Annotated in this window: 19 protein-coding genes; 2 read left to right on the top strand and 17 right to left on the bottom strand. The window is 67.0% G+C overall.

The features are described from left to right. Nucleotides 1-164: 164 nt before the first annotated feature. The 9 genes from G1H10_RS08560 to infA form a co-directional block, all read right to left on the bottom strand. Nucleotides 165-593, bottom strand: coding sequence for a hypothetical protein (locus G1H10_RS08560; RefSeq protein WP_163735622.1), 429 nt, complete (start codon nucleotides 591-593; stop codon nucleotides 165-167). 148 nt (nucleotides 594-741) lie between these two features. Beyond that, nucleotides 742-1,656, bottom strand: coding sequence for a tRNA pseudouridine(38-40) synthase TruA (gene truA, locus G1H10_RS08565; protein WP_174264210.1), 915 nt, complete (start codon nucleotides 1,654-1,656; stop codon nucleotides 742-744). 17 nt (nucleotides 1,657-1,673) lie between these two features. Next, entirely contained in the window at nucleotides 1,674-2,300 is a 627-nt protein-coding gene (gene rplQ, locus G1H10_RS34980; protein ID WP_163735624.1) for a 50S ribosomal protein L17, read from the bottom strand. Nucleotides 2,301-2,351: 51 nt separating this feature from the next. Then, entirely contained in the window at nucleotides 2,352-3,365 is a 1,014-nt protein-coding gene (locus G1H10_RS08575) for a DNA-directed RNA polymerase subunit alpha (protein ID WP_163735628.1), read from the bottom strand. A gap of 194 nt (nucleotides 3,366-3,559) precedes the next feature. Next, nucleotides 3,560-4,165: a 30S ribosomal protein S4 gene (gene rpsD / locus G1H10_RS08580; protein WP_163735629.1), complete on the bottom strand. Its 606-nt coding sequence runs from the start codon at nucleotides 4,163-4,165 to the stop codon at nucleotides 3,560-3,562. A gap of 34 nt (nucleotides 4,166-4,199) precedes the next feature. Beyond that, nucleotides 4,200-4,601, bottom strand: a complete 402-nt coding sequence (rpsK, locus tag G1H10_RS08585) for a 30S ribosomal protein S11 (protein ID WP_163735632.1) — start codon at nucleotides 4,599-4,601, stop codon at nucleotides 4,200-4,202. 139 nt (nucleotides 4,602-4,740) lie between these two features. Further along, entirely contained in the window at nucleotides 4,741-5,118 is a 378-nt protein-coding gene (rpsM, locus tag G1H10_RS08590) for a 30S ribosomal protein S13 (protein ID WP_163735636.1), read from the bottom strand. A 234-nt stretch (nucleotides 5,119-5,352) separates the two neighbouring features. Then, nucleotides 5,353-5,466, bottom strand: coding sequence for a 50S ribosomal protein L36 (gene rpmJ, locus G1H10_RS08595; RefSeq protein WP_129665307.1), 114 nt, complete (start codon nucleotides 5,464-5,466; stop codon nucleotides 5,353-5,355). A gap of 73 nt (nucleotides 5,467-5,539) precedes the next feature. Beyond that, nucleotides 5,540-5,761: a translation initiation factor IF-1 gene (gene infA, locus G1H10_RS08600; protein WP_129665309.1), complete on the bottom strand. Its 222-nt coding sequence runs from the start codon at nucleotides 5,759-5,761 to the stop codon at nucleotides 5,540-5,542. Between the two features lie 243 nt (nucleotides 5,762-6,004). On the opposite strand from infA, the gene G1H10_RS08605 reads away from it, so the two are divergent. Both G1H10_RS08605 and gap read left to right on the top strand, forming a co-directional pair. Continuing rightward, on the top strand, nucleotides 6,005-6,952 hold the full coding sequence (locus G1H10_RS08605) for a GlxA family transcriptional regulator (protein WP_163735639.1): 948 nt from the start codon (nucleotides 6,005-6,007) through the stop codon (nucleotides 6,950-6,952). Nucleotides 6,953-7,099: 147 nt separating this feature from the next. Next, nucleotides 7,100-8,098 carry a type I glyceraldehyde-3-phosphate dehydrogenase gene (gene gap, locus G1H10_RS08610; protein WP_163735641.1) on the top strand — a complete coding sequence of 333 codons (999 nt, stop codon included), beginning with the start codon at nucleotides 7,100-7,102 and terminating at the stop codon, nucleotides 8,096-8,098. A gap of 7 nt (nucleotides 8,099-8,105) precedes the next feature. On the opposite strand, the gene G1H10_RS08615 is transcribed toward gap, so the two are convergent. From G1H10_RS08615 to rplR, 8 genes are all read right to left on the bottom strand, one after another. Continuing rightward, nucleotides 8,106-8,585, bottom strand: coding sequence for a DUF1707 SHOCT-like domain-containing protein (locus G1H10_RS08615; protein WP_163735644.1), 480 nt, complete (start codon nucleotides 8,583-8,585; stop codon nucleotides 8,106-8,108). Nucleotides 8,586-8,842: 257 nt separating this feature from the next. Further along, entirely contained in the window at nucleotides 8,843-9,673 is an 831-nt protein-coding gene (gene map / locus G1H10_RS08620; protein WP_163735647.1) for a type I methionyl aminopeptidase, read from the bottom strand. A gap of 9 nt (nucleotides 9,674-9,682) precedes the next feature. Then, nucleotides 9,683-10,255 carry an adenylate kinase gene (locus G1H10_RS08625; RefSeq protein WP_163735649.1) on the bottom strand — a complete coding sequence of 191 codons (573 nt, stop codon included), beginning with the start codon at nucleotides 10,253-10,255 and terminating at the stop codon, nucleotides 9,683-9,685. Beyond that, nucleotides 10,252-11,565, bottom strand: coding sequence for a preprotein translocase subunit SecY (secY, locus tag G1H10_RS08630; protein ID WP_163735652.1), 1,314 nt, complete (start codon nucleotides 11,563-11,565; stop codon nucleotides 10,252-10,254). Before secY ends, G1H10_RS08625 begins: the two co-directional genes overlap by 4 nt. Before the next feature lie 177 nt (nucleotides 11,566-11,742). Continuing rightward, complete coding sequence (gene rplO / locus G1H10_RS08635; RefSeq protein WP_163735655.1) at nucleotides 11,743-12,195, bottom strand: 50S ribosomal protein L15; 453 nt, start codon at nucleotides 12,193-12,195, stop codon at nucleotides 11,743-11,745. After that, nucleotides 12,192-12,383 carry a 50S ribosomal protein L30 gene (gene rpmD / locus G1H10_RS08640; RefSeq protein ID WP_163735657.1) on the bottom strand — a complete coding sequence of 64 codons (192 nt, stop codon included), beginning with the start codon at nucleotides 12,381-12,383 and terminating at the stop codon, nucleotides 12,192-12,194. Before rpmD ends, rplO begins: the two co-directional genes overlap by 4 nt. Further along, nucleotides 12,380-12,997, bottom strand: a complete 618-nt coding sequence (rpsE, locus tag G1H10_RS08645) for a 30S ribosomal protein S5 (RefSeq protein WP_163735660.1) — start codon at nucleotides 12,995-12,997, stop codon at nucleotides 12,380-12,382. The genes rpmD and rpsE overlap by 4 nt, the downstream gene beginning before the upstream one ends. Nucleotides 12,998-13,031: 34 nt before the next feature. Further along, on the bottom strand, nucleotides 13,032-13,415 hold the full coding sequence (rplR, locus tag G1H10_RS08650; protein WP_163735663.1) for a 50S ribosomal protein L18: 384 nt from the start codon (nucleotides 13,413-13,415) through the stop codon (nucleotides 13,032-13,034). Between the last annotated feature and the right edge of the window lies 1 nt (nucleotide 13,416).

A 13,416-nucleotide genomic window follows, 5' to 3' on the forward strand; every position in this document is an offset into this window, starting at 1 on the left:
AGCGACCCAGTTCGGACGGCCGGGCACCTACCTGGCCGTGGGCCGGCAAACCATGGTGGAGGCACACGTTACGCGGGAGCCCACAGAGACTTCACCCGTCAATTGACGGAAGTTCGCCACATGATGTCCGTCAATGGTCGCCACGCCGTGATCGGCGAAGCGGGCTACTCGATGCCGTGCTTGCGCAGAATGGCCTCGATGTCGTCGAAGTCCTCACCGAGATCGGACGCGGCCGACTCCTTGCCCTTGCTCTTACCCTTGGACTTCGGTGCCTGCTCGACGGCGGGCTTCTCCTTCGACCCCTCGACCTGCTTGATCTTCTTCGGTTTCTCCGCCGGACCTTCCATCTTCTGCCCGACGACGAACAGCACACCGGCCAGCGACAGCAGGCCGACGCCCACCCAGGCCAGCGGGTTGAATACCAGCGACGTGACGAACCTGACCAGGCCGACAGCCGACGAACCGACCAGCAGCAGGCCGAACGCGGCCATCTGCAATGACGCCGCGGCACCCTTGGTCCGGATCTCCCGGATGGCCAAGCCGACCATGCCGGTGCCCAACACCGCTACCAGAATCGAGATCAGAGTGCCCATACCCCCAGGCTACGCATAAACATCACCGAATGCCTCAGGGCGATCCCCCACTTTCGGCTCCGGGTCTTTCCCGCGTCGTGTCCGGCGCGATGCGTATCCGCGGGCACGAACCGCACGACGCTAGGGTTGCCCGTACCCGCCGGGCCGGTCATGCCCCGCCGGGGAGGTCATGCCCGCCGGGGAGGTCGTGTCCGCCGGGCAGGACGCGCAGCCGCCGCGTCTGCCGGGCACGCTCGGCCAGCTCCGCCTCCGGCGGGTATCCGACCGCTTCGAGCGTCAAACCGTGCGGCGCGACCACGGTCACCGCGGAGTCTCGTTCGCGCCGGGCGAGCACCGACGCCGGCCAGTCGACCGGCCGGCGCCCGTCACCGACGTGCAGCAGCGCCCCGACGATGGCCCGCACCTGGTTGTGGCAGAACGCGTCGGCTTCCACGGTCGCACTGGCGATGCCATCCAGACGACGCTCCCAGGAGGCGGTGAGCAGCCGACGGATGGTGGACGCTCCCTCCCGGGCGCGGCAGTACGCGGCGAAGTCGTGTTCCCCGAGCAACCCGACGGCCGCCGCGTTCATCGCCGCCAGGTCCAGCGGCCGATCATGCCAGAGGACGAACCTGCGCAGTAGCGGGTCGACGCCGTGCGGCGCGTCCGAGACCCGATAGACGTAGCGCCGCCAGGTCGCCGAGAACCGTGCGTCGAAGCCCTCCGGCGCGGGTGCGGCCGCCGTGACCCGGACATCCGGAGGCAACACCGCCGCCAGCCGGCGCACCGCTGACGTCTCCGGCGTGCGCGACGACCGCCCGGGCAGAGCCTCCCAGGCGTGCGCCGGAACGTCCACGTGGCAGACCTGGCCGCGTGCGTGTACGCCGGCGTCCGTCCGGCCCGCCACGGTCAGCCGTGGCGGCTCGGTGCGCAGTATCGTTCCCAGCGCCGCTTCCACCACGCCTTGCACGGTGCGGCGCCCGGGCTGCGCCGCCCAGCCGGAGAAATCCGTACCGTCATAGGCGAGGTCGAGCCGGACACGCAGCAGCCCGCCGTCCCGGTCACGGGTATCGGCGGGCTGCATGGACACGGCTGGGTCGGTCAGGACTTGGACTCGTCCTCGTCCTCGCCCTCGGTCTCCGCGCTCTCGTCGCTCTCCTCAGCGGCGGCTTCCGGCTCGTCCTGCGAACCTTCCGCCTCGTCCACCGCAGCCTCGTCGGCCGTGGTCTCGGCCTTGGACTCCGCCGCGGTCTCAGCGGTGACCTCCGCCTCGCCGGCAGCCTCCGCGGCCGGAGCCGCAGCGGCAGCCGCCGCGCTGTCCGCGGCCGCCCGGCGGGTGGCGCTGGTGGCCTCCTGCACAACCTGCTCGGCCAGCGGCTCGACCAGCTCGATGACCGCCATCGGCGCGTTGTCGCCCTTACGCGGACCGATCTTCACGATCCGGGTGTAGCCGCCGTTCCGGTTCTCGTACCGCGGGCCGATCTCGGTGAAGAGGACGTGCACGACCTCCTTGTCCCGGATCGTGCTGGCCACCTGCCGGCGTGCGTGCAGGTCGCCCCGCTTCGCCTTGGTGATCAACCGCTCGGCGACCGGACGCAGCCGACGTGCCTTGGCCTCCGTGGTGGTGATGCGACCGTGCTCGAAGAGCGCGGTCGCCAGGTTGGCGAGGATCGCACGCTGATGCGACGGCGAACCGCCCAGGCGAGCACCCTTGGTGGGGGTGGGCATCGTGATCTTCTCCTGTGTTGGTCAGTTCAGGGCCTCATGCCCCGCGGTATTTCAGTACTGCTCGTCCTCGGCGAACGACTGGTCGTCATCCCCGTAGCTGTCGACCGCCGCGGCCGGATCGAAGCCCGGCGCGCTGTCCTTGAGCCCCAGGCCCATGGTGGCCAGCTTCGCCTTCACCTCGTCGATCGACTTCTGCCCGAAGTTGCGGATGTCCAGCAGGTCGGCTTCACTCCGCGCGACCAGCTCACCCACCGTGTGGATACCCTCACGCTTCAGGCAGTTGTAGGACCGGACGGTCAGCTGCAGATCCTCGATCGGCAGCGCCAGGTCGGCCGCCAGCTGCGCATCCACCGGGGACGGGCCGATCTCGATACCCTCAGCCTCGACGTTCAGCTCCCGGGCCAGCCCGAACAGCTCGACCAGCGTGCTACCGGCCGACGCCAGCGCGTCCCGCGGCCGGATCGACGGCTTGGTCTCGACGTCGACGATCAACTTGTCGAAGTCGGTACGACCCTCGACCCGGGTCGCCTCCACCTTGTAGCTGACCTTCAGCACCGGGGAGTAGATCGAGTCGACCGGGATACGGCCGATCTCGGCGTCGTTCCGCTTGTTCTGCACGGCGGAGACATAGCCGCGGCCGCGCTCGACCGTCAGCTCCATCTCCAGCTTGCCTTTGCCGTTCAGCGTGGCGATGTGCAACTCGGGGTTGTGCACCTCGACACCGGCCGGGGGCGCGATGTCGGCGGCGGTCACCACGCCCGGGCCCTGCTTGCGCAGGTACATGACCACCGGCTCGTCGTGCTCGGACGAGACGACCAGGCCCTTGAGGTTCAGGATGACGTCGGTGACGTCCTCCTTCACACCCGGGATGGTCGTGAACTCGTGCAGCACGCCGTCGATCCGGATGGACGTGATCGCCGCACCTGGAATCGACGAGAGCAGCGTACGCCGCAACGAGTTGCCGAGCGTGTAGCCGAAGCCGGGCTCGAGCGGTTCGATGCTGAACCGCGCGCGGTAATCCGACAGCGACTCCTCGGAGAGGGTGGGACGCTGGGTGATAAGCACGGGACTTCCTTTCCGCGACGCCCGCTATATGACGGTCGCGATCAGGGCGGCCAGACTGTTGTCCGGCCACATTGCTTCTGCTGTTGAGCGTGGTCGGCGCCGTGGCGCCGACCACGCCCCATGTCGCTTCGGGGCCACCGGACCCCGCGGCGATATTCTGTTGGGACGTCGACGGGGCATCGAGCCCCGTCGTATTACTTCGAGTAGTACTCGACGATCAGCTGTTCCTGCACCGGCGTGTCGATCTGCTGCCGGGTCGGAAGCTGGTGCACCAGAACGCGCATGGCGTTCGGAATGACCTCCAGCCACGCCGGAACCGTCCGCTCACCGTGCGTCTCGCGCGCGATGATGAACGGCGTCATCTCCTTGGACTTGTCCCGCACATCGATCACGTCGTGCTCGCTGACCTGATACGACGGGATGTCCACCTTCCGGCCGTTGACCAGGAAGTGACCGTGTACGACCAACTGGCGGGCATGCCGGCGGGTCCGGGCGAAACCGGCCCGGTAGACGACGTTGTCCAGCCTCGACTCCAGGATCTGCAGCAGCCGCTCGCCGGTGCGTCCCTTGGTCTTGTTGGCCTCTTCGTAGTAGCGGCGGAACTGCTTCTCCAGTACGCCGTACGTGAACCGCGCCTTCTGCTTCTCGTGCAGCTGGACGCGGTACTCGCTTTCCTTCTGCCGGCCTCGGCCGTGCTGGCCCGGCGGGTACGGACGCCGCTCATAGGCCTTGTCCTCGCCGAGCAGGTCGACGCCGAGACGGCGGGACTTCTTCGTGATGGGGCCGGTGTATCGAGCCATGGTGCTACTTCAACTCCTCGTGGTCTTGGGCGGCTCAGACGCGGCGGCGCTTGGGCGGGCGGCATCCGTTGTGCGCCTGCGGGGTCACGTCCGAGATCGAACCGACCTCGAGCCCGACGGCCTGCAGCGACCGGATGGCGGTCTCCCGACCCGACCCCGGGCCCTTGACCAGAACATCGACCTTACGCATGCCGTGCTCCTGGGCACGCCGGGCGGCAGCCTCGGCGGCCATCTGAGCGGCGTACGGAGTCGACTTCCGCGAGCCCTTGAAACCGACCTGGCCGGCGCTGGCCCACGAGATCACGTTGCCTTGCGGATCCGTGATCGAGACGATCGTGTTGTTGAAGGTGCTCTTGATGTGCGCAACGCCGTGCGCGACGTTCTTTCGTTCCTTGCGACGCACCTTGGTAGTGGTGCGGCCCTTGGCTGGTGGCATGGGTTCTCCTGTCCGAAATCTTCAGTCCGTCAGCGTGGTGCGGTTCGGCATCCCGGATGCCATCCCCGCCCAACGGCTCGTTCCTCGCCGATGCCCGCCACGCCATGGGCGGCATCGGGGATACAGAACCGCTCAGCTCTCACTTGCCGGCCTTCTTCTTGCCGGCCACGGTCTTCTTCTTGCCCTTACGCGTACGGGCATTGGTGTGCGTGCGCTGACCACGGACGGGGAGCCCGCGACGGTGCCGGATGCCCTGATAGCTACCGATCTCGATCTTGCGACGGATGTCACCTTGCACCTCGCGGCGCAGATCACCCTCGGTCTGGTAGTTGCCCTCGATCCAGTCACGGAGCTTGATCAGCTCGTCGTCGCCGAGGTCCTTGACTCGGAGGTCCGGGCTGACGCCGGTCTCCTTCAACGTCTCGAGCGCACGAGTCCGGCCGATGCCGAAGATGTAGGTCAGAGCGACCTCCAGGCGCTTCTCGCGCGGAAGGTCGACACCAACAAGGCGTGCCATGGGTCGTACTTCTCCTCTTCTTCTGGCCGAGGCCGACTTCTGTGGCCTGAACCAGAAACATGCGAAGGTCTGGACGCATCGCGTCTCGGTCGCGTTCTCGCGCCGAGCCCCGGCCTTCGCGCCGGGGGTGGACCACTGCTGCCGCAGGGCGCTGCGGGCAGGTGTTGCTGATGCGCTGTGCAGGTTATTCAGTTGTCGTATCGGCGCCGCGGCGCCGCGCCGGTAGCGGCGCGGTCAGCCCTGGCGCTGCTTGTGCCGTGGGTTACTGCAGATCACCATGACCCGGCGATGCCGGCGGATCACCCTGCAGTGGTCACACATGGGCTTGACGCTCGGTTTGACCTTCATCAGATCTCTCTCATCAATGCGTGCTGTTGTCAGGTTCTGCCGGTGCCAGCACCCGCCAGCACAACTCCAGCGGTTACTTGTATCGGTAGACGATCCGACCACGGGTCAGGTCGTACGGGCTGAGCTCAACCACAACGCGGTCCTCCGGGAGGATCCGGATGTAGTACTGACGCATCTTGCCGGAAATATGCGCGAGCACCTTGTGACCGTTGTCGAGCTCGACCCGGAACATCGCATTCGGGAGAGCCTCGGCCACGGTGCCCTCGATCTCGATGACGCCGTCCTTTTTCGGCATAGCCTCCGCACTTCTTCGGTCTAGTCGTCTGCCTATGGCACACTGCATTCCGCCGACAGAAGCTGCAAGCGGTGAACCCGGCCATGCCCCGTCTCCAACACAACATGTTGAGGACCAGCCGCTAGGGCACAATCAAGCAAGTCACAGTGGGCCAACGCCAGATTCTACGCCAACAGCTGGCTCGCCGCCAAATGGTGCGAGGCCACGCCCGTACTCCTCGCACACATGGCCGGAAGGAGACCCATGGACCCGCGCAACCACCGTGTCGCCGTGCTTGTACTCGACGGCGCCAAGCCACTCGACGTCGGCATCCCGGCACAGGTCTTCGCCGCACGGCCCAGCATGCCCTACGACGTACGCGTGTGCGGCGCGGCACCCGGACTGGTGACCGGCGGTGACGGCCTCTCCTACCACGTCGCCGACGGCCTGGAGGCCCTAGAGCACGCGGACACCGTGTTCATCCCCGGCTACCGAGCGCCGGCGAGCACCGAGCCGCCGGCGGCGGTGGTCGGCGCGTTGATGACCGCCCACGAACGGGGGCGACGGCTTGCGGCCATCTCCACCGGGGCGTTCGCGCTGGCGGCGACGGGCCTGCTCAACGGTAAACGGGCGACGACCCACTGGCACTACACGAAGGCTCTGGCCGAGAAACACCCGCTGGTGCGGGTGGACGAGAACGTGCTCTTCGTGGATGAGGGCGACGTGCTCACCTCGGCAGGTGCCGCATCCGGTATCGACCTCTGTCTGCATCTGGTGCGTCGCGACCACGGCGTCGGACTCTCCAACCGCGTTGCGAGACGGCTGGTGGCGGCGCCGTATCGCAGCGGCGGGCAAGCCCAGTACGTCCCTCGGAGCGTGCCGGAGCCGCTGGGTGATCAGTTCGCCGGCACCCGCGAGTGGGCCCTGAGACACCTGGACGAACCGTTGACCCTGGAGACCCTCGCGCGCAACGCACAGGTCTCCACACGCACGTTCTCACGACGGTTCAGGGAGGACACCGGCTACACGCCCATGCAGTGGGTGCTCCGGGCGCGCGTCGATCTCGCGCGCGAGCTCCTCGAGCGCACCGATCTCGGCGTCGAGCAGATCGCCGATCGAGTGGGCCTCGGCTCGGCCGCGAACCTGCGCCTGCACTTCCATCGCATTCTCGGCACCTCGCCGACGGAATACCGGCATACCTTCTCGACCTAGAGATCCTTCCCAGCCAGGCTGCTGGCGAGATCCTTGCGCCCAATGGCGAAAAGTCTGGCGTGATACTTGCGCATAGTGTCGTTCAGGCCACTGTTCGTCGGCACTCCGCCTGCCGACGATGGAGAGCGGATGAAGGAAGGAGTTCCCATGGCCCACGTCGCCATCAATGGGTTCGGCCGCATCGGACGGAACACCCTGCGCGCCCTGCTCGCTCGCGACAGCGACCTCGACGTCGTCGCGATCAATGACCTCACCGCCCCGGAAACCCTGGCACACCTGCTCACCTATGACAGCTCACTCGGCCGCCTCGGCCGTCCCGTCTACGTCGACGGAACGGATCTGGTGGTCGACGGCCGCCGTATCACCGTGCTCGCCGAGCGCGACCCCGGCACCCTGCCGTGGGCCGAGCTCGGCGTCGATCTCGTCCTGGAGTCCACCGGCCGCTTCACCGCCGCGGACGCGGCCCGTGCCCATGTCCGGGCCGGCGCTTCACGTGTCCTGGTGAGCGCACCCTCCGCGGGCGCCGATGTCACACTCGCCTACGGTGTCAACACGCACGTCTACGATCCCGCTGCGCATGTGATCATCTCGAATGCGTCGTGCACCACCAATGCGCTGGCACCACTGGCGTCCGTGCTCGACGATCTGGCCGGCATCGAACACGGCTTCATGACCACGGTGCACGCCTACACACAGGAGCAGAACCTGCAGGACGGCCCCCATCGCGATCTGCGCCGCGCCCGAGCGGCCGGGGTGAACATCGCACCCACCACTACCGGAGCGGCCAAGGCCATCGGCCTGGTACTACCGAACCTCGACGGCAAACTGTCCGGCGACTCGATCCGCGTGCCGGTCCCGGTCGGTTCGATCGTGGAGTTGAATACCGCGGTCTCACGCGAGGTCAGCCACGACGACGTGCTCGCGGCCTATCAGGGCGCAGCCGACGGCGATCTCAAAGGCATTCTCGAATATGCCGACGAACCGCTGGTCTCCAGCGACATCACCGGAAACCCGGCATCGGCGATCTTCGACGCCGGCCTGACTCGCGTCGACGGTAGGCACATCAAGGTGGCGGCCTGGTACGACAACGAATGGGGCTTCTCGAACCGCGTGGTGGACACGCTCGAGCTGCTCGCCCGCGCCTGAGCATCCGCTACCTGGGCGGAGGGTCACCCCATTTGTGCCGGTAGGCGAGTTCTCCGGTGCCGAGCACCACGCCCCAAGGGCCCGCGACCCACAGCGGCCAGAAATACTGCACGCCGTTCTCGGTGGCGACGAGCACCAGCAACCAGATCACCATGCACAGAGCGACGGTCGCGCCGTACACCCACCAATTGACGTTCAGGAACGTCCGCGCCACGCGTTGGGCGGTGATCCGGCGCGCCGGCGACGGCGCGGATCGTGGCCGACGCATGACCTGACCGGTGACCTCGGCGGCCGGCCGACGACGCGCGATCGGCAGGTCCTCGATCACCCGGTCCAGATCGCGGTACGTACGCGCCGAATATGCGGCCTCGATCCGATCCAGGAGCTCATCCTGGCCTAACCGGCCCTCGCCGTGGGCCTCCTGGAGGATCTCGGCGACCCGCTCCCGGTCCGAGTCGCCGGCGCGCATGTCAGATCGGCTCGCCATGGTTCAAGTATCCGCCCTTCACCGGGCCGCCACCATGGGGATAACCCCCGATGTTGCCCTCAGGGATCGGCCCTGAGCCTTCAGCCAGTGGTGACCACGGAAGGGTGGGGAGGGAGAATCTTCCGTTCAGAGTAGGCACGGGCGTCGGCCCGTGAGGAGCCCCGCGACGATCTGGCCGCGGGCGACGACGGAAGATTCTCCCTCCCCACCGTCGCCGGGCACGGCAGAGGCAAGCAAGCCGGGATCAAACGACGGCCTCAGCGGTCGATACCGCCGGTCGCCGTCGCGCCGAGCGCGGCCAGGCGGTTCGCGCCGCCGTCGGCGGCCGTCAGCACCAATGGCCCGTCATCGGTGACAGCGATACTGTGCTCGAAGTGTGCGGCCCAGGAGCCGTCGACGCTCTTCACCGTCCAGCCGTCGTCCAGCGTGTAACAGTCCGCGCCACCCAAAGTGATCATCGGTTCGACGGCGAGGCACAGGCCGGACCTGAGTTTCGGTCCGCGCTGGCGGGTCCGGTAGTTCATCACATGCGGGTCTTGATGCATCGCGGTGCCGATGCCATGGCCACCGTACTCCTCCACGATGCCGTACCGCTCGCTGCGTGAACGCACCAGATTCTCGACCGCGGTGCCGATCTCGCGTAACCGCCGTCCGGGGCGCATCGCCGCGATTCCAGCCCAGAGCGCGTCTTCGCAGTCGGCCAGCAGCCGCCGCACATCGTCCTCGACCGCACCGACCGGGATCGTCACCGCTGCGTCGCCGTGCCAACCGTCCAGCACCGCACCGAAGTCCAGCGACACGATGTCGCCGTCGTGGAACGGCACGTCGTCCGGTATGCCGTGCACGACGACGTCGTTCACCGAGACGCACACCGTGGCGGGAAAGCCGTGGTAGCCAAGGAAGTTCGAGGTCGCGCCGCGGGCGGCGAGCTCCCGCCGGGCGATCGCGTCGAGATCCTTCCCGGTGGCGCCCGGGACCACCGCCTCCCGCATGATGGCGTGGATCTCGCTGACGACCAGGCCGGCCGCCCGCATGCCCTCCAGCTGTGCCGGGCTCTTGATCTCCAGCCGCTGCCGCCCCGTGGTCATCGGCTCAGGCTAACCGGCCGCCGCGATCGCGTTCTCGACCCTGATCGCGACGTCGTCGACCTGCCCCATCCCGTCGACCCGGATCAGCAGGCCTCGTTCCGCGTACAGTGCGGTCAACGGCGCGGTCTGCTCCTGGTAGACGTGCATACGGTTCCGGATGACCTCTTCCGTGTCATCCGTCCGCCCCTCCTCCGCGGCGCGTTTCAGCAGCCGCGCCACGATCTCGTCCTCGTCGACCACCAACTCGATCACGTGCTCGAGCGACGCCTGCTGCGCCGCCAGCACCGAGTCCAGGAACTCCACCTGCGCCAAGGTCCGCGGGTACCCGTCGAGCAGGAACCCTTGCCGCGCATCCGCCTCGGCCAGCCGGTCCCGCACCATGTTGTTCGTGATCTCGTCCGGGACATAATCGCCCGCGTCCATGTATCGCTTCGCTTCCAGGCCCAGCGGTGTCTGCTCCGAGACATTGGCCCGGAAGATGTCACCAGTCGAGATAGCCGGGACACCGAAGTGCTTGGCCACGAGTTCAGCCTGAGTGCCCTTGCCTGCGCCCGGAGGGCCCATGATCAGAAGACGTGTCACTTCAAGAAACCCTCATAGTTGCGTTGCTGGAGCTGGCCTTCGATCTGCTGCATGGTCTGCAGGCCGACACCCACCATGATGAGGATGCTCGTACCGCCGAAGGTGTTGCTGAAGGCTACTCCGGTACCCGGATTGATGATGTTGAATGCCATCAGTGGCAACAGTGCCACCAGGCCCAGGTAGATCGCACCGGCCGAGGTGATGCGGTTGAGGATGTACGACAGGTACTCCTCCGTGGGGCGACCGGCTCGGATTCCTGGCACGAACCCACCGTACCGCTTCATGTTGTCCGAAATGTCCTTCGGGTTGAAGGTGATGGACACATAGAAGAACGCGAAACCGACGATCAGCAAGAAGTAGAACAACAGGTACAGCGGGTGGTCACCACGCTGGAAGTAGCGCTCGACCCAACCGGCCCAATCGGCTTCGGCGTTGAACTGAGCCGCCAACATCGGAACATAGAGCAGCGACGACGCGAAGATGACCGGGATCACGCCGGCCTGATTGATCTTCAACGGGATGTACGTCGATGAGCCGCCGTACATCCGCCTACCGACCATGCGCTTCGCGTACTGAACCGGAATACGCCGCTGTGCCATCTCGACGAACACGATCAGCGCGACGACCACCAGGGCGACGGCCAGCACCAGAGCGAAGATGCCCCAGCCACGGTTGATCTGAATGTTCCAGAACATTCCGGGCACGCTGGCGACGATCTGGGTGAAGATCAGCAGCGACATGCCGTTCCCGACACCTCGGTCGGTGATCAGCTCGCCCAGCCACATCACCACGGCGGTACCCGCCGTCATGGTCAGGATCATCATGGCCAGCCATGCCACCGAGTTGTTGACCACGATGTCCTCGGCGCAGTTCGGGAAGAACTGGCCGCTCTCCACCAACGTGACGATCGTCGTGGCCTGCAACACCGCAAGACCCACGGTCAGATACCGCGTGTACTGCGTGATCTGGGCCTGGCCCGACTGGCCTTCCTTCTTCAGCGCCTCCAGGCGAGGAATCACCACGGTCAGCAACTGGAAAATGATGGCAGACGTGATGTACGGGATGATACCGAGCGCGAATATGGCCAGATTCAGCAACGCGCCACCGGTGAACAGGTCCAGCATCCCGTACAGGCCGAACCCGCTCTCACCGGTCTGTTCCGGGCTGGCGCAGATCTCCACCGCTGCGACGTCGACGTTCGGCGTCGGTACGGTGGAGCCCAGCCGGAAGAGGACGATGATGCCCAGTGTGAAGAGCAACTTCTGGCGTAGGTCAGGCGTCCGAAACGCCTGAGCGAACACTCTGAGCACTTCACTGCCTCCTGGAGGTCGACGCCGCCCGCCGTCCCTCAATCGTTTCGTATCCGACCGACGGGCACCGCAGCGCGCAGCGTCCGCCCCCGGGACGATAACGTACCCGGGCTCCCACCACCACCCGGCTGCCGGCACGTATGCCGGCCGGGAACAGCGGACCCGGGTACGTCATCCCTACAGTTCTGTCGCCGTACCTCCGGCGGCGGTGATCTTCTCCTTGGCCGAAGCCGAGAAGGCGTTCACCGTCACCTCAAGCTTGACGGACACCTCTCCGGTACCGAGCACCTTGACCGGCTTGCCCTTGCGGACCGCGCCCTTGGCCACCAGGCTCTCCACCGTCACGGCGCCGCCCTGCGGGTAGAGCTCGGAGAGTTTATCCAGGTTGACGACCTGGTAGTGGGTCTTGAACGGGTTGTTGAACCCCTTCAGCTTGGGCAGCCGCATGTGCAGCGGCATCTGCCCACCCTCGAACCGGGCCGGCACCTGGTTACGTGCCTTCGTTCCCTTCGTGCCGCGGCCGGCGGTCTTGCCCTTCGAGGCTTCACCGCGTCCGACGCGGATCTTCGCCTTCTTGGCGCCGGGCGCGGGCCGCAGGTGGTGCGGCTTCAGCGGCGAGTCTCCACTCATCGCTTGGAGTCCACCTCCTCGACGGTGACAAGGTGAGCCACCTTGTCGATCATGCCACGGACCTCCGGACGGTCGGCGCGGACGACCTCGTCGCCGATGCGCTTCAGCCCTAACGAACGCAACGAATCACGCTGCGTGGAGGTTCCGCCGATCTTGCTCTTGACCTGCCGTATTCTCAGCTCGCTCATGCTCCGGCCTCCGCTCGTGCCCGAAGCAGTGCAGGCGGAGCGACGTCCTCGAGCGGCAGCCCACGACGGGCGGCCACCTGCTCCGGACGCTCCAGCGCCCGCAGGGCGGCGACCGTCGCATGCACGATGTTGATCGCGTTGGACGAACCGAGCGACTTGCTCAGGATGTCGCTGATGCCGGCCGCCTCAAGGACGGCACGGACCGGGCCACCGGCGATCACACCGGTACCCGGGGAGGCCGGGCGCAGCAGCACCACACCGGCGGCCTTCTCGCCCCGGATCGGGTGCGGGATGGTCCCCTGGATGCGCGGCACCTTGAAGAAGTTCTTCTTCGCCTCTTCGACGCCCTTGGCGATCGCCGCCGGTACTTCCTTCGCCTTGCCGTAGCCGACGCCGACGCTTCCGTCTCCGTCGCCCACGACCACCAGTGCGGTGAAGCTGAAGCGGCGTCCACCCTGGTGGACTTTGGCGACACGATTGATGGCGACGACGCGCTCGATGTAGGCGGTCTTCTCCGCCCCGCCGTCACCGCGACGGTTGTCGCGGTCGCGACGGTCGCGGCGTTCGCGGCGCTCGCCACCGGGGCCGCCACCGCGACCCTGTGGTCCAGCCATGATCTCCCTACTTCCTATCGACTCGTCGTCTTGCTTACAGTTCCAGGCCCGACTCGCGGGCACCGTCGGCGACCGCGGCCACGCGGCCGTGGTAACGGTTGCCGCCCCGGTCGAAGACTACGGCCTCGACGCCGGCGGCCTTGGCCCGCTCGGCGACAAGTTCGCCGACCCGGCGCGCCTTGGCCGTCTTGTCGGCCTCCAGGGCACGCAGGTCCGCCTCCATGCTCGACGCCGACGCGATGGTGTGCCCGGCGGTGTCGTCGATCACCTGCGCCACCATGTGGCGCAGCGACCGGGTGACCACCAAGCGCGGACGCGCCGGCGTGCCGTTGACCTTCTTGCGGACCCGCAGATGCCGGCGGCCTCGCGCACCCGCCTTCTGACCCTGCCCGACGCGGCGGTTGATCGCGATACCCATC

Source organism: Phytoactinopolyspora halotolerans (assembly GCF_010550675.1).
Taxonomy (GTDB): Bacteria; Actinomycetota; Actinomycetes; order Jiangellales; family Jiangellaceae; genus Phytoactinopolyspora; species Phytoactinopolyspora halotolerans.

Coding starts and splice junctions, on each gene's coding strand:
- G1H10_RS08560 (WP_163735622.1), bottom strand. CDS start 593: ATGGGCACTCTGATCTCGATTCTGGTAGCGGTGTTGGGCACCGGCATG.
- truA (WP_174264210.1), bottom strand. CDS start 1,656: ATGCAGCCCGCCGATACCCGTGACCGGGACGGCGGGCTGCTGCGTGTC.
- rplQ (WP_163735624.1), bottom strand. CDS start 2,300: ATGCCCACCCCCACCAAGGGTGCTCGCCTGGGCGGTTCGCCGTCGCAT.
- rpsD (WP_163735629.1), bottom strand. CDS start 4,165: ATGGCTCGATACACCGGCCCCATCACGAAGAAGTCCCGCCGTCTCGGC.
- rpsK (WP_163735632.1), bottom strand. CDS start 4,601: ATGCCACCAGCCAAGGGCCGCACCACTACCAAGGTGCGTCGCAAGGAA.
- rpsM (WP_163735636.1), bottom strand. CDS start 5,118: ATGGCACGCCTTGTTGGTGTCGACCTTCCGCGCGAGAAGCGCCTGGAG.
- rpmJ (WP_129665307.1), bottom strand. CDS start 5,466: ATGAAGGTCAAACCGAGCGTCAAGCCCATGTGTGACCACTGCAGGGTG.
- infA (WP_129665309.1), bottom strand. CDS start 5,761: ATGCCGAAAAAGGACGGCGTCATCGAGATCGAGGGCACCGTGGCCGAG.
- G1H10_RS08605 (WP_163735639.1), top strand. CDS start 6,005: ATGGACCCGCGCAACCACCGTGTCGCCGTGCTTGTACTCGACGGCGCC.
- gap (WP_163735641.1), top strand. CDS start 7,100: ATGGCCCACGTCGCCATCAATGGGTTCGGCCGCATCGGACGGAACACC.
- G1H10_RS08615 (WP_163735644.1), bottom strand. CDS start 8,585: ATGGCGAGCCGATCTGACATGCGCGCCGGCGACTCGGACCGGGAGCGG.
- map (WP_163735647.1), bottom strand. CDS start 9,673: ATGACCACGGGGCGGCAGCGGCTGGAGATCAAGAGCCCGGCACAGCTG.
- rplO (WP_163735655.1), bottom strand. CDS start 12,195: ATGAGTGGAGACTCGCCGCTGAAGCCGCACCACCTGCGGCCCGCGCCC.
- rpmD (WP_163735657.1), bottom strand. CDS start 12,383: ATGAGCGAGCTGAGAATACGGCAGGTCAAGAGCAAGATCGGCGGAACC.
- rpsE (WP_163735660.1), bottom strand. CDS start 12,997: ATGGCTGGACCACAGGGTCGCGGTGGCGGCCCCGGTGGCGAGCGCCGC.
- rplR (WP_163735663.1), bottom strand. CDS start 13,415: ATGGGTATCGCGATCAACCGCCGCGTCGGGCAGGGTCAGAAGGCGGGT.